Annotated in this window: 20 protein-coding genes; 3 read left to right on the plus strand and 17 right to left on the minus strand. The window is 72.8% G+C overall.

Features of this window, described 5'->3' with window-relative positions; translation table 11 throughout:
* Nucleotides 1-16 precede the first annotated feature (16 nt).
* From ACK8OX_RS08280 to ACK8OX_RS08295, 4 genes are read right to left on the minus strand one after another with little or no spacing between them, the layout of a single operon-like run.
* Nucleotides 17-943: a hypothetical protein gene (locus ACK8OX_RS08280; protein ID WP_430663505.1), complete on the minus strand. Its 927-nt coding sequence runs from the start codon at nt 941-943 to the stop codon at nt 17-19.
* Nucleotides 940-2,238 carry a TRAP transporter large permease gene (locus tag ACK8OX_RS08285; protein ID WP_430663506.1) on the minus strand — a complete coding sequence of 433 codons (1,299 nt, stop codon included), beginning with the start codon at nt 2,236-2,238 and terminating at the stop codon, nt 940-942. Before ACK8OX_RS08285 ends, ACK8OX_RS08280 begins: the two co-directional genes overlap by 4 nt.
* Nucleotides 2,235-2,798 (minus strand): TRAP transporter small permease subunit, encoded by a 564-nt coding sequence (locus ACK8OX_RS08290; RefSeq protein ID WP_430663507.1) that lies wholly within the window; start codon nt 2,796-2,798, stop codon nt 2,235-2,237. The genes ACK8OX_RS08285 and ACK8OX_RS08290 overlap by 4 nt, the downstream gene beginning before the upstream one ends.
* Nucleotides 2,795-3,805: a TRAP transporter substrate-binding protein gene (locus ACK8OX_RS08295; protein ID WP_430663508.1), complete on the minus strand. Its 1,011-nt coding sequence runs from the start codon at nt 3,803-3,805 to the stop codon at nt 2,795-2,797. The genes ACK8OX_RS08290 and ACK8OX_RS08295 overlap by 4 nt, the downstream gene beginning before the upstream one ends.
* Nucleotides 3,806-3,928: 123 nt before the next feature.
* On the opposite strand from ACK8OX_RS08295, the gene ACK8OX_RS08300 reads away from it, so the two are divergent.
* Both ACK8OX_RS08300 and ACK8OX_RS08305 read left to right on the plus strand, forming a co-directional pair.
* The gene (locus ACK8OX_RS08300; protein ID WP_430663509.1) at nt 3,929-4,291 is read left to right on the plus strand and encodes a carboxymuconolactone decarboxylase family protein; all 363 of its coding nucleotides are present in this window, start codon (nt 3,929-3,931) and stop codon (nt 4,289-4,291) included.
* Complete coding sequence (locus ACK8OX_RS08305; RefSeq protein WP_430663510.1) at nt 4,288-5,055, plus strand: enoyl-CoA hydratase/isomerase family protein; 768 nt, start codon at nt 4,288-4,290, stop codon at nt 5,053-5,055. Before ACK8OX_RS08300 ends, ACK8OX_RS08305 begins: the two co-directional genes overlap by 4 nt.
* Here the strand turns inward: ACK8OX_RS08305 and ACK8OX_RS08310 are convergent.
* Genes ACK8OX_RS08310 through ACK8OX_RS08320 form a run of 3 tightly spaced genes read right to left on the minus strand, consistent with a single transcriptional unit; the run spans nt 5,042 to nt 8,992 of the window.
* Nucleotides 5,042-6,262: an amidase gene (locus ACK8OX_RS08310; RefSeq protein ID WP_430663511.1), complete on the minus strand. Its 1,221-nt coding sequence runs from the start codon at nt 6,260-6,262 to the stop codon at nt 5,042-5,044. The genes ACK8OX_RS08305 and ACK8OX_RS08310 overlap by 14 nt on opposite strands.
* Complete coding sequence (locus tag ACK8OX_RS08315; protein ID WP_430663512.1) at nt 6,259-7,650, minus strand: phenylacetate--CoA ligase family protein; 1,392 nt, start codon at nt 7,648-7,650, stop codon at nt 6,259-6,261. The genes ACK8OX_RS08310 and ACK8OX_RS08315 overlap by 4 nt, the downstream gene beginning before the upstream one ends.
* A gap of 10 nt (nt 7,651-7,660) precedes the next feature.
* On the minus strand, nt 7,661-8,992 hold the full coding sequence (locus tag ACK8OX_RS08320) for an MmgE/PrpD family protein (protein WP_430663513.1): 1,332 nt from the start codon (nt 8,990-8,992) through the stop codon (nt 7,661-7,663).
* Nucleotides 8,993-9,060: 68 nt separating this feature from the next.
* On the opposite strand from ACK8OX_RS08320, the gene ACK8OX_RS08325 reads away from it, so the two are divergent.
* Nucleotides 9,061-10,281 carry an acetyl-CoA hydrolase/transferase C-terminal domain-containing protein gene (locus tag ACK8OX_RS08325; protein ID WP_430663514.1) on the plus strand — a complete coding sequence of 407 codons (1,221 nt, stop codon included), beginning with the start codon at nt 9,061-9,063 and terminating at the stop codon, nt 10,279-10,281.
* An 11-nt stretch (nt 10,282-10,292) separates the two neighbouring features.
* Here ACK8OX_RS08325 and ACK8OX_RS08330 read toward each other — a convergent pair whose 3' ends face one another.
* From ACK8OX_RS08330 to ACK8OX_RS08375, 10 genes are all read right to left on the minus strand, one after another.
* Nucleotides 10,293-11,420, minus strand: a complete 1,128-nt coding sequence (locus ACK8OX_RS08330; RefSeq protein WP_430663515.1) for a CaiB/BaiF CoA transferase family protein — start codon at nt 11,418-11,420, stop codon at nt 10,293-10,295.
* Between the two features lies 1 nt (nt 11,421).
* On the minus strand, nt 11,422-12,687 hold the full coding sequence (locus ACK8OX_RS08335) for a CaiB/BaiF CoA transferase family protein (RefSeq protein WP_430663516.1): 1,266 nt from the start codon (nt 12,685-12,687) through the stop codon (nt 11,422-11,424).
* Nucleotides 12,684-13,844, minus strand: a complete 1,161-nt coding sequence (locus tag ACK8OX_RS08340; protein ID WP_430663518.1) for an acyl-CoA dehydrogenase family protein — start codon at nt 13,842-13,844, stop codon at nt 12,684-12,686. Before ACK8OX_RS08340 ends, ACK8OX_RS08335 begins: the two co-directional genes overlap by 4 nt.
* Nucleotides 13,845-13,900: 56 nt before the next feature.
* Nucleotides 13,901-15,283, minus strand: coding sequence for an MmgE/PrpD family protein (locus ACK8OX_RS08345; RefSeq protein WP_430663519.1), 1,383 nt, complete (start codon nt 15,281-15,283; stop codon nt 13,901-13,903).
* Between the two features lie 3 nt (nt 15,284-15,286).
* A complete protein-coding gene (locus ACK8OX_RS08350; RefSeq protein WP_430663520.1) occupies nt 15,287-16,162 on the minus strand; it encodes a polysaccharide deacetylase family protein in 876 nt (291 codons plus the stop codon).
* Between the two features lie 42 nt (nt 16,163-16,204).
* Nucleotides 16,205-16,930 carry a GntR family transcriptional regulator gene (locus ACK8OX_RS08355; protein WP_430663521.1) on the minus strand — a complete coding sequence of 242 codons (726 nt, stop codon included), beginning with the start codon at nt 16,928-16,930 and terminating at the stop codon, nt 16,205-16,207.
* A gap of 118 nt (nt 16,931-17,048) precedes the next feature.
* The gene (locus tag ACK8OX_RS08360) at nt 17,049-17,735 is read right to left on the minus strand and encodes a DUF2848 domain-containing protein (RefSeq protein ID WP_430663523.1); all 687 of its coding nucleotides are present in this window, start codon (nt 17,733-17,735) and stop codon (nt 17,049-17,051) included.
* Nucleotides 17,732-19,105, minus strand: coding sequence for a TRAP transporter large permease (locus ACK8OX_RS08365; protein WP_430663524.1), 1,374 nt, complete (start codon nt 19,103-19,105; stop codon nt 17,732-17,734). Before ACK8OX_RS08365 ends, ACK8OX_RS08360 begins: the two co-directional genes overlap by 4 nt.
* Nucleotides 19,102-19,698 carry a TRAP transporter small permease subunit gene (locus ACK8OX_RS08370; RefSeq protein ID WP_430663526.1) on the minus strand — a complete coding sequence of 199 codons (597 nt, stop codon included), beginning with the start codon at nt 19,696-19,698 and terminating at the stop codon, nt 19,102-19,104. The genes ACK8OX_RS08365 and ACK8OX_RS08370 overlap by 4 nt, the downstream gene beginning before the upstream one ends.
* A 75-nt stretch (nt 19,699-19,773) precedes the next feature.
* The gene (locus ACK8OX_RS08375) at nt 19,774-20,850 is read right to left on the minus strand and encodes a TRAP transporter substrate-binding protein (RefSeq protein WP_430663527.1); all 1,077 of its coding nucleotides are present in this window, start codon (nt 20,848-20,850) and stop codon (nt 19,774-19,776) included.
* Nucleotides 20,851-20,858: the final 8 nt, after the last annotated feature.

Here is a 20,858-nt window from a genome sequence, read left to right on the forward strand (position 1 = left end):
GGCGCGCGGAGCGCGGTCAGGTCGCCCGGCGCGCCCGCAGCGCGCGATAGACCGGCGCGACCATCACCGGCATGACGAACAGCGAAAGCTGCGCCGCCGCCACGATCAGGCCCAGGTCGCTGCCGCCCGGCGCGCCGATGGCGGCCAGCAGCAGCACCATGTTCCGCGTGCCCGTCACCAGCCCGGCCGACAGCGCCGCGGCGACAGGGGCGGCGGCGAAGACGGCATAGCCCAGCGCCTGCAAGGCCAGGTTCAGGCCCAGCGCGAAGCCCAGCATCGCGGCGAAGTCGAGCGGTCGCTGCGCCAGCGCCGCGCCCACGCCATCCATGCAGGGCACGGCGGAGGCCACGACCAGCAGCACGATCCAGGTGTCGATCGCCGGCGCCCGCGCCCGCAGCGTGGGGCGGCCGACCAGCCGGATGGCGAGGGCCGCGGCGCCGAAGCTGCCGAAGACCAGCAGCGCCAGCCGCAGCGCCATGGCCCGCGGATCCACCTGCGCCGAGACGCCCATCAGCCCCGCCACCAGCGGCAGCCAGGCCGGCGCGAAGGCGTTGGAGGGGATGGCCACCACCGTCAGCAGCGCGGCATCGGCGCCGAGCAGGATGGCGAAGACGGCGGCCGACATGACCGAGGGCGTCGCCGCGATCAGCACCGCCGCGGCCAGGTATGGGCTGTCCGCCGGCAGCAGCGGCGCCAGCGCCGCCCAGACCAGCAGCGGCACGCCGAAGGTGACCCACAGCAGCAGCACCACCGCCATGCGCGGGTGCCGCAGCACGCCGCCCAGCGCCGCCGGCTCCACCCGCAGCAGCGCCAGCGCCATGACGGCGAGCGAGATCCACAGCAGCAGGGGCCGCGTCGCGGCGGCGAGGTCCGGCACCGCGATGCCGCCCAGCGCCCCGGCGGCGATCAGCAGCATCCCGTGGCGGCGGATGGCCGCGCTCATCCCCCGCGCGTCGAATGCGGCAGGAAGGTCACGATCTCCGGGAAGGCGGTGATGACGCCGGTGAAGACCATCATGATGACGCAGAAGGGCCAGGCATAGGCGGCGATGCGGAAGATGCCCTCCCTCGTCAGGCCCTGGATGACGAACAGGTTGAACCCGACCGGCGGCGTGATCTGCGCCATCTCGATGGTGATGATGAGGAAGACGCCGTACCAGATGGGGTCGAACCCCGCCGCCACCGCCAGCGGCAGGGTGACCGGCAGCGTCATCACGATGGCCGACAGCCCGTCCAGCACGCAGCCCAGCGCCAGGTAGAACAGCAGCAGCACGCCGATGAGCATCCAGGGCGTGAGCCCCCAGGACTGGATGGCGTTCGCGATGTCCGCCGGCAGGCCGAGCCGCGCCATCGCCTTCGACAGGAACAGCGCGCCCACCAGGATCAGCCCGATCATCGAGCAGGTCCGCACCGTGCCGAGCAGCGCCTGCCACAGGCCGCGCCAGGTCAGCGTGCGCTGCGCCAGCGCGACGATGAGCGCGCCGAGCACGCCCATCGCCGCCGCCTCGGTGATGCTGGCGAAGCCGAAATACAGGCTGCCCATCACGAAGCTGATGAGGAACACGATGGGGATGAGCTGGCCTAGCGCGCGCAGCGCCTCCGCCCGCGGGATGGCGGGTTCCTGCGGCGGCACCAGGGCAGGGTCCAGCCAGGCCCGGAAGGCGATCCAGCCCATGAACATCGCCGCCAGCAGCACCCCCGGCACGAGGCCGGCGATGAACAGTTCCAGGATGGAAACGTCGGCGACGACGCCATAGACGATCATCGGGATCGAGGGCGGGATGAGGAAGCCGAGCGTCCCCGCCCCGGCCAGCGACCCCACCGCCAGCCGCCGGTCATAGCCGCGCGACAGCAATTCGCCGAGCGTGATGCGCCCGACGGTCGCCGTCGTCGCCGCGCTGCTGCCCGAGACGGCGGCGAACAGCGCGCAGCCCATCACGTTCACATGCACCAGCCGCCCCGGCAGCCGCCGCGTCCAGGGCGACAGGCCACGGAACAGGTTCTCCGACAGGCGGGTGTGGAACAGCAGCTCCCCCATCAGGATGAACAGCGGCAGGGTGATGAGCTCGACCGCGGTGGAGGAGGACCAGATGTCGCCCGCCAGGAAGCGGTCCACCCGCATGTCGCGGAACACCTCCAGCGCGACGATGCCGATCGACATCAGCGACACGCCGACCCAGACGCCCCCCGCCAGCGTGGCGAACAGCATCCCGAGGACGAGGAGGAGCGGGCCGGTCATTCCACGCCGCCCCCGGTCAGGCCCGCCGAGAGATCCGCCTGCTGGCGGAGCGCCAGCCGTACCAGGCGCGCGAGGAAGCCGAGCGCCAGCAGGGTGATGCCCACCGTCAGCAGCCCCTGCGGGATCCAGAGCGGGGTGCCCATGGGGTAGAAGCTGGTGGAGCCGAATTCGACGCTGCGGACCAGCTGCTGCCACAGCGCCCAGCTTGCGAAGCCGGTGACGCCGAGCGCGAAGACCGTGCCGACCATGTCGAGCAGCCGCGCCGCAGCCGGCGGCAGGGCCTGCATCACCACCGCCACCCGGATGTGGCCGCCCTGGCGCAGCGTCCAGCCCGCGCCGCAGAACAGCACGAAGCATTGCAGGTAGATCGCGTATTCCACCGCCCAGGGCTGTGACCAGCCGAAGAAGCTGGTCGCCACCACCTCCGTGATCAGGATCAGCGCCAGCGCCGCGGCCGACAGCGCGGCGAGGAAGGCGCCCGCCGCGCAGGCCAGGTCGATGGCGCGCAGCAGCGCCGCCAGGGCCGGCGGCGCCGCGCGCGCATCGTTCGCCGGCGTCACGCCCGGCCGACGCGCTGGCGGAACTGCTGGAGGATGGGTCCCGCGGCCGGGTTGGCGCGCACGAACTCCTCGCCCATCGTCGCGGTGGCCTGCCGCAACGCCTGCACCAGGGCGGGCGAAGGCTCCTCCACCGTCATGCCGTTCTGCCGCAGCTCGCCCATGCGGGTGTCGTGCTCGGCCTTCGAGACGTTCCAGAATTCCGGCTCCAGGCGCTTCGCCAGGTCCTGGACCTGCGTGCGCGTGGCCTGCGGCAGGCGGCGCCAGGCGTCGTTGTTCACCACCATGAAGTTCGTGGCCCAGAGATGGTTGGTGACATAGGCGTGGCGCAGGAATTCCCAGTATCGCTGCGCCACCGCCGTGGTGCCGCTGGTCATCACCGCGTCGATCCGGCCCGAGGCGAGCGCCGGCACCACGTCCGGGTTGGTCAGCTGCTGCGGCACCATGCCGAGCCGGGTGCACATCTCCGCCGTCACGCGGTCATAGGTGCGCATGCGGATGCCGCGGAGATCCGCCGCAGTCGCGATCGGGCGCTTGAAGTAGAACAGCTGCGTCGGCCAGGGGCACATGTAGAGCACCGTCTGGTTCCGCCGCTCCAGCTCCCTCTCCCAAGTCGGGCGGACGAGGGAGTGCATGACCGCCAGCTCGTCGTAGTTGGCGATCAGGAAGGGGATGCTCTCGATGCCGAGGATCGGCAGGTCGCCCACGTTCTGGAAGGCGGTGAATTCCGCCATCGGCACCACGCCGTCGCCCACAGCGCGCACCGTCTCGTTCGCGCGCACGCCGAGCGCGCCGCCCGGATGCACCGTCATCTGCACGGCGCCACTGGTGGCGCCGCGCACCTCGGCCGCGAAACGCTGGGCGTTGAGGGTGTGGAACTCCGACGGGCCCCAGGGAATGGAGATGTCCCAGCGCACCGGCGCCTGCGCGCCCGCCTTGCCGGGAATGGCCGCGGCGGCGGCAAGGCCGGCGCCGGTACGAATCAGGTCGCGTCGTGTCGCAGCGGACATCGTCTTCCCTCCGTTCTCCCCGAAGCCCGGACTTCACCATGCGGGCAACCCGGTGACAACACTTGTTCGGACAAATCCGGGGCGCGAGGATGCCCCCGGCCCGGCGGCCGGGGAGGGAAGGCGATGGCGGACGCCACGACGCATTTCGGCGGGACGATCGGTGGGGTGCCGGACAGCGTCGCGCTGCTGCAACGCCACGCGCCGGACGCCTTCGCGGCCTACCTGGCGGCTCGCGAGGCGGCCTACCGCCCGCCGCCGGAGGGGCACCTGCCGGTCGCCCAGAAGGAACTGGTCTTCATCGTGCTCGACGTCGCGGCGGGGCATGTGGAAGGCGCGCTGGCGCATGCCGAGGCGGGGCTGCGCGCCGGGCTGACGGCCGGGCAGATCATGGAGGCGCTGTCGATCGCCATCCTGGTCCATGGCCACCAGTGCTGGGCGCGTGCCGGCGCGGCGGTGATGCGGCGGGTGGAGGAACTGTCCGCATGACCGGCGCGCTGCGGCTGGAACGCGACGGCGCCGTCGCGACCCTGGTGATCGACCAGCCCGCACGCCGCAACGCGATGACGCGGGCCATGTGGCTGGCCCTTCCCGCGCTGGTGGCGCAGGCGGTGGCGGACGACGGCGTGGCGCTGCTGCGGGTGCAGGGCACGGGCGGGCATTTCTGCGCCGGCGCCGACATCGCCGAATTCGCCGCCACCTACGCGACCGCGGAGGGCGCCGAGGCCGCGAACGTCGCCATCGCCGCCGCGGCGGACGCGCTGGCCGCCTGCCCGAAGCCGAGCGTCGCGGTGATCCGCGGCGCCTGCGTGGGCGGCGGCGTCGCGCTGGCGCTGGCCTGCGACCTGCGCCTGGCCGCGCCCGATGCCCGGTTCGCGGTCACCCCGGCAAAGCTAGGCCTCATCTACTCGCATGCCGACACGCTGCGGCTGGTGCGCGCGGTGGGTGCGGCCATGGCGAAGGACCTGCTGTTCACCGCGCGGGTGGTGGAGGCGGAGGAGGCGCTGCGGATCGGGCTGGTGCAGCGCATCGCGGCCGCCGCCGAGGTCGAGGCCTGCTGCGCCGCGCTCGCCACCGCATCCCGCCCGGCGCTGCGGGCGACCAAGGCGATGGTGGCGGCGATCGAGGCCGGCGCCCTGCGGGAGACGCCGGACCTCTCCGCCCTGTTCCGCGATGCCTTCTCCGGCGCGGATTTCCGCGAGGGCCGCGACGCCTTCCTCGCGAAGCGCGCGCCGGTCTTCACGGCGCGCTGAGCGCCTCCGCCAGCCCCACCAGCAGCGCCTCGGCATGGGGGTGCCCGACCAGCTGGACGGAGGCCGGCAGGCCGCCATCCGCGGCTGGCCAGGGCAGGGCGAGGGCGGGCAGGCCGGCGATGTTGGCGATGGCGCAGAAATCGGCCTGGTCATGCGGCGGCGGCGAGCCATGCGCGAAGGCGCGCTGCGGCGCGGTGGGCAGCAGCAGCGCATCGCAGCGGTCGAGCGCGCGCAACGCGCCGCCCCGCGCCTCCGCCAGGCGGAACAGGGCGCGGGCGAGCCGGATGCCGGTGAGGTCGCGCCCATAGGCCAGCGCGGCGCGGAAGCCGGGCGTCGCGGCGGCCGGGTCGCCGATCAGCGCCTCGTGCAGGGCGGCGGCCTCGGCCTCGATCAGCAGCAGGCCGGCGCGGCGGGTGGGCGAAGGCTCCCACCCCGGCACCGGCACCGCCTCGACCCGCGCGCCGAGGTCCCGCAGCCGTCCCGCCGCCGCGTCCCAGGCCGTGCGGATCGCGGGTTCCACCGTCGCGTCCAGCGCGGGCTGCGGCAGGCCGATGCGGATGCCGTGGACCACCACCGGCTCGGCCGGCACCGCGTGCCAGCCGCGCGGGGCGGGGCGGCTCGCGGGGTCCGCCGCATCCTCGCCGGCCATCGCCTGCAGGCCGAGCGCGGCGAGGCGCGGCGTCCGCGCCAGCATGCCGACATGGTCGAGGCTGGGCGACAGCGGCACCACCCCGCTGCGGGGGACCAGCCCCGCGGTCGGCTTCAGCCCGGCCACCCCGCAATAGGCGGCGGGGATGCGGACGCTGCCCATCGTGTCCGTGCCGATGGCGAGGTCCGCGAAGCCCGCCGCCACCGCGGCGCCGGACCCGCCGGAGGACCCGCCCGGCGTGAAGCCGGGGCGCAGCGGGTTCTGGCAGGGCCGCGGCAGGTCGGTGGTGGCGCCGAGCGCGCCCTCATGCATCGCGACCTTGCCGAGGATGGTGACGCCATGGCGGCGGATCGCGGCGACGCAGGGCGCGTCCCGCGATGCGACGCGGCCCTCGAAGGCGGCGAGGCCGGCGGTGGTCGGCATGCCGGCCACGTCGACATTGTCCTTCACCGCAAGCGTCAGCGCGGACAGCGTGCCGCCCGGCGCCGGCGCCTGCGGCGCGAGGTGCCAGAAGATGCCGAGCGCGGCGTCGCGCGCCCGGATCGCGTCGGCGTTCATCGACGTTCATCGACGAGGCGGATCGCCTTCTGCCGGCTTTCCACCTGCGTCAGCGCGGCCAGCGCGCCCGGCGCTTCCAGCGCCACCGCGATCTCGATGCCGAGCCGGGTCTTCAGCGCGGCCTCAAGCCGGTCCTTCAGCGCCCCGTCCGGCGTGCCGCGCACTTCGAGATGCGCGGTCATCGCGTCGCGCGCACCTTCGCGGTGGACGCGGCAGATGAATTCCCCGGTCGCGGCCTCGCACTGCTCGACCAGCAGCGCGCCGATACCGGTCGGGAACAGGTTGATGCCGCGCAGCTTCACCATGTTGTCGCTGCGGCCGAGGAAGCCGCGGATGCGCCGGAAGGGCAGGCCGAGCGGGCTTTCGCCCGTCACCTCCTCGGTCACGTCATGGGTGTTGAAGCGGATGATCGGGAAGATGTCGTCCTTGAACAGGCAGGTGCAGACCATGTCGCCGAGCCGTCCGGGCGCCACCGGCAGCCCGGTGTCGGGGTCCGCGATCTCCAGCGCGTGGGCATCCTCCATCACATGCATCCCGGTGCGGTCCGGGAATTCGCCGGCGATGATGCCGGTGTCGCCGACGCCGTACCAGTCGAACACCGCCGCGCCACCCCAGGCGGCCGAGAGGCTCGCCTGCGATTCGCTGCCGAGATGGGCGCAGATCAGGCGGATGGGGATGTCGCGCCCGGGCTCGAACCCTTCCTCGCGCGCGACTTCCGACAGGCGCTTGATGTAGTCCGCGAAGCCGATGATCGCGGTGGCGCCGAATTCGCGCATGATGAAGATCTGCTGCGCGCTGCGCGTCTCCACCCCGGTGCCGGCGGACATGAAGCGCGCGCCGACCCAGTGCTGCACCGTCTCGCGCACGTAATGGCCGCCGTTGATCAGGCCGTGACCGTAGACGCTGTGCACCACGTCGTCACGCGTCATGCCCGCCATCAGGTATTGCCGCGCCAGCAGCCGGTTCTGCACCTCGCGCGACCTCGGCCCGAACAGCAGCGGCTGCGGCTTGCCGGTGGTGCCGCTGGTGGTGTGGAAGATGATTTGCGGGCGCCGGTCCGCCGGATGCGCGTCCTGCCCGTGGAAATCGCCGAGCGGCGGGTGGTCCGCGACGGACTGCATGATGTCCGCCTTGTCGTAGCTCGGCAGCTTCGGAAGGTCGTCGAGGGTGCGGATGTCGCCCGGCTCGATCCCCTTCGCACCCCAGAGCCGGCGGTAGAAGGGCACCTTCCAGGCGAAGTCCAGCACGCGGCGGAAGTCCCGTTCCTGCCGCGCGCGCAATTCGTCGCGCGACAGGCCAACCAGGGCGCGGCGGAATGCGTCGCCGATCGGGTAGTCGCGCCGCAGCGCCTCCGGGTCCATCGCGGTGACGTAGTCGAACTCGCTCATGCCGGGGCCCTCAGGGCAGGACGTCGTTGAGGCGCGCGACCGGCGCGCCATCGGCCAGCGACAGCGCGGCGTCGACCACCGCCGCGATGCGCTCCTCCGGCACGCCCGCGCTGGCCATCAGCATCCGCGCCTTGTCCAGGATCTGCCCCTCGGCCAGCGGGTTCTCGGGGTCGCCCAGCGCATCGGGCACCGTCCGCCGCAGCTCGCTGCCATCCGCCAGCGTCAGCGTCACGGCAGCGCCGTAGCGCAGGGGATAGGCGGCGTGAAGCGCCGGGTCCTGCACCAGGGTGGTGCGGGCGCGCAGCGCGGCCAGTTCCGGCCGGGCGATCGCCGCGGGCGCGAAGGCGTCGAGCGGCGGGCGGCCATCGTGCAGCGCCACCGCCGCGGCGTGCTGGAGCGAGAACTTCGCCTGGACCGTGCTTTCGGGCGCAGGGCGGTCGCAGAAGGTGAGGGCATCGCCATAGGTGCCGATCCCGATCCGCGTCACCTCGCGCCCCGCGACCTCGCCGCGCAGCGCAAGGATGGCATCGATCGTGGCGTGGCAGTGGCGGCAGGCGGGCCAGGGCTTGAAGCTCGTCGCATGCATCAGCCAGGGCGCGTCGGGCTCCGCCAGCACGCGGTCGGGCCTGGCATCCGGCGCGAGGCCCGCGAAGACGCCGAGCGGCGCCTCCAGGATCAGCCGCGGGCCTGTCAGCCCGTCCGCGGCCAGCAGCGCCGCCTGCAGCCCGGTGGCGGCAGCATGGGCGGTGTGCAACTGCTTGGTCATCACCGGCTCCGCCCGGCATTGCCACACCCCGCCGGTCTGCGTGCCGGCATTGCCGAGCGCCCAGACCGTCCGCTCCGCCGGAAGGCCGAGAAGGGAGGCGGCGGCGGCGGCGGCGCCGAAGGTCCCGCAACTCGCGGTCGGGTGGAAATGGCGGTAATGCGCCGGGCCCATGGCGCGGCCGATGCGGATCATCGCCTCGTAGCCGCGCAGCAGGGCGTCGAGCAGCGCGTGCCCGTCCGCGCCGCGTTCCGCCGCCAGGGCCAGCGCGGCCGGGGCGACGACCGGGCCGGGATGCAGGATGGCTTCCCGGTGGACGTCGTCCATCTCCAGCACGTTGCCGAGGGCACCGTTGGCCAGCGTGGCGTCGCGCGCGCCGACGCGCGGGCCGAGGATGACCTTCGCCGCGCCGGCGGGCTGGCGCGCCGCATGGGCGCGGAACACCGCCCCTGTCTCGCCCGCGGCGCCGGCCGCGGCGCAGCCGACCCAGTCGAGCAGGTGCAGCGCCGCGCGCGCGCGGTCCGCGGGCGCGATCGGCCGGGCGAGCAACGCGACGAGGCCTTCGGTCAGCGAGGTCATGGGAGGAGTGGACGTCCGACTTGTCCGGACATATCAGACGAAGCATGGCCCGCACGCAAGCAGCCCGAATGACGACGCCCGAGGCCTTCGCCGCCGCGCTGCGGCCGGGCCTGCGCATCTTCCTGGGCGATGCCGCCGGCCAGCCGGATGCGGTGCTGGACGCGCTGGCTGCGCGGCCGGAGGCGCTGGCGGGCGCCACGCTGATCCAGGTGCCGGTTCCCGGCGCCAACCGCCGCGACCTGTCGGCCCTCGCCCCGGTCGAGGTCACCTTCATGACGCCGGAGCTGCGGCCGGGCCTGGCGGCGGGGCGCGTGGCCTTCCGCCCGATGCACTATTCCGCCGGCTTCCGCTGGCTGCGCGATGCGGCGCGGCCCGACCTTGCCGTGTTCCGGTGCAGCGCGCCGCGGGATGGGCGCGTCTCGCTCGCCCTGGCGCATGACTTCGTGCCGGCGGCGGCGGCGGCGGGGGCGGGGCTGGTCGGGGTGGTGGACCCGGCGCTGCCCTTCGTGCCGGACGGCATGGAGCTGGAGGTGGAGCGGCTGCACGCGCTGGTGGATGGGCCTTCGCCCTCGCCCGAGTTGTCGGTGGACGCTCCGGATGCAGCGATGCGGGCGATCGGCCTGCATGTCGCGAAGCTGGTCCGCGAGGGAGACACCGTGCAGGCCGGCATCGGCGGGGCCGCGGATGCCGCGCTGCGGGCGCTGCGGCATCACCGGCGCCTGCGCTACCACGGCGGGATGCTGGCGGATGCGGTGCTGGAGCTGATGGATGCCGGCGCGATCGACGGTGCGGTCTGCGCCGTCGCGCTCGGCAGCAGTGCGCTCTATGCCCGGCTTGCCGGTGAACGGCGCATCGGCTTCCGCCCCGTCGGCCACACGCATGATGCGGGCGTGCTGGGCGCGATCCCGCGCCTCGTCGCGATCAACGCGGCGGTGGAGGTGGACCTGCTGGGCCAGGTGAATTCGGAGATGATCGGCGGGCGCCAGGTCTCGGGCCATGGCGGCGTCGCGGATTTCGTGCGTGCGGCGCGGGGGCGGGGCCGCGCCGTCTTCGTGCTGCCCGCCACCGGGCGGGGCGGGGCGGTGTCGCGCATCGTGGCGAAGCTGCCCGCGGGGACGCCGGTGTCCGTCACCCGCGCCGACATCGACGTGGTGGCAACGGAATTCGGCGCCGTGGAACTGGCGGACCTGCCGATCGACGAGAGGGCGGAGCGGCTGATCGGCATCGCCGCGCCGCAGTTCCGCGACGCGCTGGCCGGCGAATGGGCGGCGATGCGGCGGGCGATGTAGCCGGCCGGACGCTACCGCGCGAGCCTCGCCCGCGCCTCCGCAACCACCTCCGCCGTGTGCTCGCCCAGCTTCGGCAACCGCGGATTCAGCGTCCCTGGTTCGTCGCGGAACTTGATGGGCAGGCCGACATGCAGGTTGCCCTCCTCGTCGCGCAGCAGCATCTTCCGCGCGGCCGCATGCGGTCGGTGGAAGGCCTCGTGCAGGTCGAGCAGCGGCGCGAAGCAGACGTCGCGACCCTCGAACCAGGCTTCCCATTCGTCCCGCGTGCGGGTCGCGAAGGTCTCGCGCAGGAAGGCCTTGGCCGCATCGTGCCCCGGGCCGGGCGGGCCGGAGGCGCCCTCGATCAGGTCGGGGCGGCCAAGCGCGTGCAGCAGGTTCTCGACGAACTTGTGCTCGCTGCCGCCGAGCACGACGTGTCGGCCGTCGCGGGTCGGGTAGATGTTGTAGAAGCTGCCGCCGCCCCACTGGCGCACGTTCTTCACATCCGGCGCGCGATCCTCGCCGAGGACGGCGCCTGTCGCATTCGGCAGCCAGGACAGCGTCGCGTCGTACATCGCAAGGTCGATCACGTCCCCGCGCCCCGTCCTCTCGCGCCGGTACAGCGCCATCAGCACGGCCGAGAGCGCGAGGAGCGAGGCGGTGGCATCCGCGATCGGCACGTTCGGATGCGTCGGCAGCCCGTCCTGCCCGAGGTTGCAGGACAGCGTGCCGGCCAGCGCCTCCACCGCGAGGTCATGCGCCGGCCGGTCGCGCAGCGGGCCGTCCTGCCCGAAGGCGGAGATGGAGCAGTAGACCAGGCGCGGGTTGATCTCCGTCATCCGCGCCGTGCCGAAGCCGAGGCGATCCGCCACGCCCGGGCGGAAGGCCTCGATGAAGACGTCGCAGCCGCGCGCGATGTCGTGCAGGGCTGCCAGCTCCTCGGGCTTCTTCAGGTCGAGCTGGATGGACTTCTTGCCGCGGTGCGTGTTGCGGAACCACACCGTCTCGCCGCCCGCGCGCTGGCCGAGATGGCGGACCGGCTCGCCGCCCGGCGGTTCCAGCTTGATGACCTCCGCACCGTGGTCCGCGAGCACGGTGGTCAGGTAGGGTCCGGGCAGGAACAGCGACAGGTCGAGTACGCGCACGCCTTCAAGCTTCATCTCACACCGCCCCCAGCGCGCGCAGCTGCGCGATCTCGTCCCGCGTGTACCCCGCTTCGGCCAGCACCGCATCGCTGTCCGCGCCATAGCCGGGCCCGGCGCGGCCGGGCAGCGTGGCGCCGTTCAGGCGGATGGCGCTGGCGACCACCTTGAGGTCCGGCCGCGCGGGATGCGGCAGGTCCAGCACGCCGCCGCGGGCGCGCAGATACGGGTTGTCCAGCGCCTCGGCCAGCGTCAGCACGGGCCCCACCGGGACCCGGCCCGCCAGCAGCGCCACCCATTCGGCCGAACTCCGGCCCCGCATCACGGGGTCGAGGATCGCCATCAGCGCGTCGCGGTTGGCCAGGCGTTCGTCGAAGCCACGGAAGCGCGGGTCCCTCGGCAGGTCCGGCAGGCCGGCAATCTCGCAGAAGGCACGCCAGAAGCCGGGCTTCACGCACATGACGAAGACGTGCCCGTCGGCGGTCGGCATCATCTCGCAGGGGACGATGAAGGGATGGCCGCCGCGCGGGCGGCGCGGCACGGCGAAGCGGTCGTTCAGGTACCAGCTCGCGACATAGGTGAGGTTCTGCACCGCGACGTCGTAGAGCGACACGTCGAGGTCGCAGCCGCGCCCGGTGGCGCGCGCGCCCATGACGCCCGCGAGCAGCGACATCGCGGCGGTGAGGCCCGACAGCATGTCGATCACCGGCAGCCCGGCGCGGGCCGGCCCGGCCCCCGGTTCCCCGGTCAGCGCGGCGAAGCCCGCCTCGGCCTGGGCGAGGTAGTCATAGGCCGGCCAGGCCGCGCGTTCCCCGGTGCGGCCGTAGCCCGAAAGGTGGACGCAGACGATCGCCGGCTTCACCGCCGAAAGCGCGGCGTGGTCGAGCCCGAGCCGCGCCGGCAGGTCGCCGCGCAGGTTGTTCAGCACGGCGTCGGCGCCGCGCACCAGGCGGTGCAGCGCGTCGCGCCCCTCCGGCCTGCGGATGTCGAGCGTCAGGCTGCGCTTGTTGCGGTTGAAGGACTGGAAATACTGGCTGTCGTTCTCGCCGAGCGCGAAGCCGCCGGTATGGCGCGCGATGTCGCCGGGCGGCTCGTCCCCCGCTGGCGGGGGTTCCACCTTGATCACCTCGGCGCCGAGATCGGCGAGGTTCATGGTGGCGAAGGGACCGGCGCCGAACTGCTCGAAGGAGACGAGGCGGAGGCCGGCGAGGGGAAGGCCCTCCCGTGCGATGCCGCCGCCCCGACCCTCCCCCGCCGCGGCGGGGAAGGGGGGCGTCGTGGTCATGCCGGGTTCCGTTCCACCAGCTGCTTCGCGATGATGATGCGCTGGATCTCGTTCGTGCCCTCGCCGATGCACATCAGCGGCGCGTCGCGGTAGTAGCGTTCGACGTGGTATTCCTTGGAATAGCCGTAGCCGCCATGGATGCGCAGCGCCTCCGTCGCGTTGGTCAGCGCGGCCTCGGAGGCGAAGTATTTCGCCATGCCCGCTTCCATGTCGCAGCGTTCCCCGGCGTCATAGGCGCGCGCGGCCTCATAGGTCAGCAGCCGCGCGGCCTGGGTGCGGGTCGCCATCTCGCCGAGCTTCAGCTGGATCGCCTGGTGTTCGCAGATCGGCTTGCCCATGGTCTTGCGGATCTGCGCGTAGCGCACGCTGTCCTTCAGCGCGGCCGAGGCGATGCCGACGCCGCGGGCGGCGACGTTGATGCGGCCGAGTTCCAGCCCGCCAAGCGCGGTCTGCAGGCCCTTGCCCTCCACCCCGCCGATGAGGTTCGCGGCCGGCACGCGGTAATCGTCGAAGATCAGCTCGGCGCTGTCGATCCCCTTGTAGCCGAGCTTCTCGAGCTTCTTCGAGACGCGGAAGCCCTCGCCCTTCGGGGCCAGGATCATCGACATGCCCTTGTGGCGCGGCGTCGCTTCCGGGTCGGTCTTGACCAGCAGGGCGAAGCAACTGCCCTGGATGCCGTTGCTGATCCAGGTCTTGGTGCCGTTGATGACGTAGTGGTCGCCGTCCCGGCGCGCGCGGGTGCGGATGGCCTGCAGGTCCGTGCCGCAGTCGGGCTCGGTCAGCGCCAGGCCGCCGCGGATCTCGCCGCTGGCGAATTTCGGCAGCCATTCCGCCTTCTGCTCGGCCGTGCCGAGCCGCGTGACGCAGGCCGCCATGATGAGGTGGCTGTTGAAGATGCCCGACAGCGACATCCAGGTCTCGGCGATACGCTCCACGATCTTCGCATAGGTCGTGGCCGAGAGGCCGAGGCCGCCGTATTCGGCCGGGATCGTCGCGCCGAACAGGCCGAGCTCCTTCATCTGCTCGACCATCTCGTGCGGATATTCGTCGGCGTGTTCCAGCCGCAGCACATGGGGACGGACGTCGCGGGCCAGCCACTTCTCGATGGCGTCGAGGAGTTCCGCATCGCTGTCGGTCTGGGGGACATGCGTGTCCATGGCGGGCTCCTCCGTGGGAATTTGTCCGGACAATTTGGGCGCGCCCGCGCCCGGCGTCAATCGCGCCCGGCCAGGGCGGCGGGCAGGGCGGCGATGTCGGGCAGCGATTCCACCCCTGCGACGAGGTCCATGATGCGCCGTGCGCGGGCCTCGGGCAGCGCGGGGTCGGCATGGGTGCAGCAGCGGAGGAATTTCTCCTCGTTCTCCGCCGGCGTCAGCGGCGCCTCGGGATGGCCATAGGCGTGCGGCACCATGACCTCCCGCACCGCGCCCGACCTCAACCGGATGGTGAAACGCTGCGGGTCGAGGGCATTCTCGTTGGCGTTGCCGTCCGGCTCGTGGCGGATGCGTGCGGCATGGGCGTGCACCCGCGGATCGCGCAGCGCCTCGCCCCGGAAATGCGGCACGTCGCATTGGCCATGCACCAGGAACACGCCGCCGACGAAGGACAGGCAGAGCTTGGCGTAGTTGGAAGCCGGGTCCGGCACGTCCGGCCGCCCGACCAGGCGGCGGACCAGGGGCGGGACGTGGCAGACCACCTCCTCGATCTCCTCGGCGGCGGTCCCGGTGCGCGTCACCTCCCGCAGGGCGTGGACCAGGCCGTGGGTGAGGCGGCCGGAGGGGAAGGGCTTGTGGGAGAGCTGCTCGATCTCCCAACGCCGGCCGAGGCGTTCGGCGACGCGCCCCGGGTGGAACTGCCCGTCCTCGATCAGCACGTAATACCCGTAGCGGCCGTGGAAGACATCGACCGGCCCCTGCATCCCCGCCATGGCGAGGTCCACCGCCGCGATCGCGCCGCGCGCGTTGAAGGCGATCTGCATCCCGAGGGCGGGCGAGCCTTCCAGATGCGCCTGCATCGTGCCGCAGGTCTGGGCGTACATGTGGCCGAAGGCGCTGCGGATGGTGGCGGCGTCGAGCCCGGCGAGGTTGGCGATCCCCGCCGTCGCGCCGAAGCCGCCGGCGGTGGCGGGGCGGAAGAAGCGCAGCGGCGCATCCGTGGCCATGCCGAGATTCGCCGCGACATCGACGCCGACCGCCATGGCGGCGAGGAAGCGGCGGCCATCCACCGGGCGGCCGCGCGCCGATTCGCGTTCCGACCAGGCCATCAGGGCGGAGAGCAGCGTCGCCATGGGATGCACCACGGCGCCTTCATGCACGCAGTCGAATTCCAGGCAGTGGATGAGATAGGCGTTGACGATCGCGGCCGACCCCGCGGACATGCGCCGCCCGCTGATCCAGGCGGTGGCCTCGTCGCCCGGCCCCCAGGACTGCGCGAGGTCGAGCACGGCGGCGACATTGGCGCCGCTGCTGCCCGCCAGGCCGACGCCGAGCGTGTCCAGCAGGAAGGTCTTCGCCTTGGCGACCGCCGCCGGGCCCAGCGCGGCATGGCGTGTGCGCGCGGCATGGTCGGCCAGCGCGGCGGTGACGTCGTAGTCCATCTCTCAGCCCTCCCAGGAGGGGGTGGCGGGCGGCGGCATGCTGGCCGCGAAGGCACGCGCGATCGATTCGCGCGTCGCGATCCAGGTGCCGGGGCGGGACCGCGCGTGCTGGAGGAAGCGGTCGAAGGCGCGGATGCGCCCGGGCCGGCCGATGATCCGCAGATGCACGCCGAGCGACATCATCCGCGGCGCCGCGCCGCCTTCCTCGTGCAGCACGTCGAAGGTCTCGACCGCGTAGTCCAGCCATTGCTGCGGCGTGTAGCCGGGCGCGAGCCAGAACTTCATGTCGTTGCTGTCGAGGGCGTAGGGCATCACCAGGATGGCGCGCGGTCCGTCCCGCGTCTCCACCACGTCCCAGCGCGGGATGTCGTCGCTGAAGTCGTCCATGTGGTAGAGGAAGCCTTCCTCCGCCAGCGTGGCGCGCAGGCGGGGCGAATGGAGGTAGCGCGACAGCCAGCCGAGCGGCCGGGTGCCGGTGGTGGCGCGGATGCTGTCCACCGCCTTCCGCACGAAGTCGCGCTCCCGCGCCTCGTCGTAGGAGAACTGGTGGACCCAGCGCCAGCCGTGGCTGCACGGCTCGTGCCCGCCATCCGCGATGGCGCGCCCGATCTCCGGCGCGCGTTCCAGCGCGACGGCGGCGGCGGTGAAGGTGGCGGGGACGGCGTGCCGCGCCAGCGCCGCCTGCACCCGCGGCCAGCCCGCGCGGATGCCGTAGAGGTAGTTGCTCTCGTTGGCGAAGTTGCGGATCGGCACCTTCAGGTGGACGCCGAGTTCGTCCACCGGCTCCGGCCCCTTGTCGCCGTCGCGGGTGGACATCTCCGCCCCCTCCTCGACATTGACCACGACCGAGAGGGCGAGGCGCGCGTCACGGGGCCACATGCGGGTCTTCCTTCGTTGTCCCGGTGGAGGGCGCGGGGGGCGTCACTCCTCCCCCCGCTTCAGGCGCATGGCGTAGCTGAAGCGTTCCGCCGGGTGCCAGCTGCGCGACGCGATCATGGTGCCGCCTTCCGCATCGAGGTAGCGGCGCAGGAACAGCATCCCGACCTCCCGCGGGCGGCGCTTCAGCGCCCGCGCCACCTCCGCCGGCAGCATCCCGGCCGCGATCTCCTGCGCGACCTCCGCCACCTGCACGCCGAAGCGGCGCTCCACCACCGCGTAGAAGGCCTCGTGCTGCGGCAGGGCATCTGCGATGGCGGCGAAGCGCGGATGGACCAGGATCTCCGTCACCGCGATGGGCTTGCCCGCGGCGCCGAGCCGCAGCGCCTCCACCTTCAGCCAGGCCGCGCCCGGCTCGCCATGCGCCAGGGCCGCATCCTCGGCGTTCAGCGGCGCCACCCGGCAGGACCGGACCTCCAGCCGCGTGTCCGAGGCGTATTGCATCAGCGCGGCGATGTCGCGGATCGACTGCGCCTCGTGCCGCGGCGGTTCCCGCGCGACGACGACGCTGCCTGCGCCCTGCCGCCGCTCCACCATGCCGGCATCCACCAGGCGGCGCAGCGCCTCCCGCACGGTGTGGCGGGAGACGCGGAGCTGCGCGCAGAGCTCCGCCTCCGTCGGCAGCAGCGCGCCGACGGGGTGGCGGCCTTCGGAGATCGCGTCGCGCAGGCGCTGCTCGATCCGCTGGTACAGGGGCTGGCGCGCCGTCATGCGCCACGCCGAATCGCGCTGTCCGCCATGGTCGCTGCCGTCCCCCGCATCGCGGGAGGGTAGCGCGGCGGGGATGTCCGGACAAGTTTCGGCGCGGCGCGCGCCGCGCCGTGTGCGGTCAGGCGACGACCGGCAGTTCCACGACCTCGTAGGCATGCTCGATCGTGCGGCCCAGCACGGGGTCGTGCAGGCGCATGGCGAAGCGCGCAGCGGGGCGGATGCCGCCGATGGCGCCGAGCGTGCCGCAGAACATCGCCGTGCCGGGCGGCAGGTCCGGCCCGCCGGGGCGGCGCGCGAGCAGGTCCCGCGGGTGGCGCATCGCGGCGAGGGTGCCGCGCTGGTAGACCACCTCGGCGCCGCCCTCCGTGATGGTCGCCGTCAGCTCCAGCGCGTCCCAGTGCGCCTCCACCTCCTCGAGCCGCCACAGCGTCGCGGCGACGGGCTTGGCGCAGAGCTGCTTCGACAGCGCGATGCCCTGCGCCTCCGCCACGCGGTCCGTGTGGTCCGAGCCGAGGCCGAGCCAGAGTCCGTCGGCGAGGGAGACCACGACCGGCTCCGCCTCGCCCGAGCCGTGGGGGCCGAGCATCTCGACGCGGGCGGCCTGGGTCAGGTTCGCGGCGGCGACGCGGTAGAAGACCGGCACGGAGGAGGGCGGCGGGACGCCGATCGCCTGCAACTCCTCGATGTGGTGGCGGACCGCCGCCTCGTCCCGCCCGGTCCAGCCGGCGATGACGAGGGTTTGGATGTCCGCCGCGACGCGGTCGGCGCCGCGCGCGGAAAGGCGGGTGACGTGCAGCAGGGTCATGGTCCGGCGATCCTCGGCAGCCAGAGCGCGATCTCCGGCATCAGCATCAGGAGGAAGATGGCAAGGATGTAGACGCCCACGAAGGGCAGCACGCCGCTGAAGACGTCGGTGATCGGCCCGCCGTCGCGGCGCATCCCCTGCAGGACGTAGAGCACCGTCCCGTCGGGCGGGCTGATCAGCGCGATCTCGACCAGCATGGTGACGACCACGCCGAACCAGATCGGGTCGTAGCCCAGCGCCATCACCACCGGGAAGATCACCGGGATCGTGGTGATGATCATGGAGAACCCCTCCATGAAGGTGCCGAGCGCGAGGTAGAAGCCGATGATCAGCGCCATGATGACCCAGGGCGGCAGCGGCAGCCCGCCCACCGCCTGCGCCATCATCTGCGGGATGCCGAGCAGGGTGATGACGTAGTTCAGCACGTAGGCGCCGAGCAGGATGAGCCCGATCATCGCCGTGTTGCGCGCCGTCGCCTCCGCGCTCGCATGCAGCATGCGGAAGCTGAAGCGCCGTTCCGCGACCGCGATCAGCAGCGAGGCGACGACGCCGAGGGCGGCTGATTCGGTCGGCGTCGCGATCCCCGCATAGATGGTGCCGAGCACGACGAGGATCAGTGCCAGCGTCGGCAGCAGCCCGACCAGCGCGCGCAGCTTCTCCGCCAGCGGGATGCGCGCGCCCGGCGGCGGGGCCGCGCCGCGCTTCAGCAGGATGACCAGGATGAAGCAGGCCATCACCAGCAGCGCGGGGCCGAGCGCGGCGAGGTAGAGCGCGCCGACCGAGGTCTCGGTGATCAATGCGTAGATGATGAAGGTGATCCCCGGCGGGATGAGGTTGCCGAGCGCGCCGCCCGCGGCGAGCGAGCCCATCACCACCTTCGGGTCGTAGCCGCGGCCCTGGAAGAAGGGCATGGCGACATTGCCCATCGCCGCGGCCGTCGCCACGCTCGACCCGCTGATGGCGGAGAAGACGCCGGAGGCGACGATGTTGGTGTGCAGCAGCCCGCCCGGCATCCGGTCCAGCCAGACGTTCAGCGCGCGGTAGAGCCGTTCCGACAGGCCGGCGCGCAGCAGGATCTCCCCCATCAGCAGGAACAGCGGCACGCTGACCAGCACGAAGGAGGAGGAGGGTCCCCAGACGGTCTGGCCGAGGAAGGCCCAGAAGGGCCGGTCGGAGAAGGCGAAGCCCATCAGGATGCCGAGCACTCCGAGCGCCGCGCCCACATAGATGCCGGCCGCGAAGAAGCCGCAGAACAGCGCGAGCACCAGCAGGATGGGCAGCACCGGCAGGTCGCCCGCCCCGCCCACGCCGAACAGCGACAGGCCGAGGAGGAGGCCGAGCAGCAGCAGGATGAAGACGACGGCGATCACGGCGCCTTCTCCGCCCGCAGCGCGTCGAGCGCCTCCTCCGCCTCCTCGGTGTAGGTGCGGGACGACAGGTTGCGCTCCGCCTCCCGCGCGTCGCCGGACAGCACCAGCAGCAGGTTCTCGACGAACATGCAGGCGATCAGCAGCAGGAACACGCCCAGGCCCGCGGCCCAGAGCCCCTGCGGGATGGCAAGCGGCGTGCGCAGCGCGCTGATGTCGGTCGCGTTGAACAGCAGGCTCTCATCCACCAGGTCCCAGGCGCCCTTGGCGATGAAGCCGGCCAGCATCCCGAGCAGCGCGAGCGAGACCAGGTGCAGCCAGGCGCGCGCCGGGCGCGGCAGGCGGTTGATCAGCACGTCGATCCGCACATGCCCGCGCTGCGCCAGCGTGTGCGCCAGCCCCCAGGACAGCCCGAAGGCCAGCATGTAGCCCGAGAGTTCGACGGTGGACCCGGTGCTCGTGCGCAGGACGGCGCGGGCCAGCACCTCGGCCGCGATGAAGAAGGCGCACAGCACGAAGCCCCAGCCCGCGACGATGCCCATGAAGGTGGCGATGCAGGCGACGCCGCGGCGGAGCAGGGTTGCGGCCTTCAGCACGGCGGGCCCCCCGCGGTGCCCGCCCCGGTCCTTCCCCGCGCGGGCGGGAAAGGGGGTGGCGAGGTGGCGGGCAAGTCAGCGCGCCTCGAACCGGACGCCGGAGATCGGCGCGACGAGGCGGTTGTACGTCTCGCCGCAGGGGGCGCCGCAGCGGCGCACGAAGGACGGCAGCACGTTGTCGCGCAGGATGCCGCGCAGCGTCTCGAGGTCCTGCGGCGTCGCGCGGGTGTAGGTCATCGGCCGGTTCTCCACCAGGCGGCCGATCGAGCAGCCGGCGCGCTCGCCCGCGTTGCAGGCCACGCCGTCATCGGTGGCCTCCTCGCCCAGCTTCCACTGCTGGTCCATGATCTCGGCGAAGGTCTGGGTCAGCAGGTCGCGCGCCGGCGCGTCGAGCCGGTTCCACCAGGCGAGGTTGACGAAGTAGCCGTAGGTGCTCCAGGCCACCGGCAGCACGTACATGTGCGTCGTCACCTCGTACCAGCGCGCGCCGTTGCCGCTGCCCGTGCCGGTGATGGCGCAGTCCACCACGCCGCGTTCAAGCGCGCCGTAGACCTCGGGGAAGCCGATGCCGACGGCCTGGCCGCCCACCGCGGTGACGAAGTCGTTGATGCTGCCGCCGCCGGTGCGGATCCGCTTGCCGCGCAGGTCGGCCAGGCTGTTCACCCGCTCGCGGCAGAACAACACCTGCGCGGGGTAGGGGGCGGTGGCGATCAGCCGCACCCCGAAGCGTTCGAGCTGGCGGTTGATGTCGGGCGTCAGCGCCTCCGCCACGCGGCGGGCCTGGCCGATGGTGGGGTTCAGGCCGGCAAGGTCCGGCATGTCCAGCATCGGCACGTCGCCGGCCACCGTGTTCAGCGGCACGCCGCCGATCTCGACCTGGCCGGACCGGACCAGGCGCACGATCTCCGGCCCGTTCAGGTTGCGCTCCGGCCAGGCGGCGAGGTTGACGCGGATGCGGCCGTTGCTGCGCGCGGGCAGGCCGTCGCGCAGCATCGGGATGTCGACGCGCGTGTATTGCGGGATGGACGGCGTCGGCTGCGTCACCGCCTGGATGGTCAGCTGCGGGCCCTGCGCCGCGGCGGGACCGCCGAGCAGCGCCGCGCCGAGGGCCGCGCCAAGCAGCGCGCGCCCGATGCCTGCGATGGTCTTCATGGTTCGCC

Source organism: Falsiroseomonas sp. CW058, from assembly GCF_050563535.1.
GTDB lineage: Bacteria > Pseudomonadota > Alphaproteobacteria > Acetobacterales > Acetobacteraceae > Falsiroseomonas.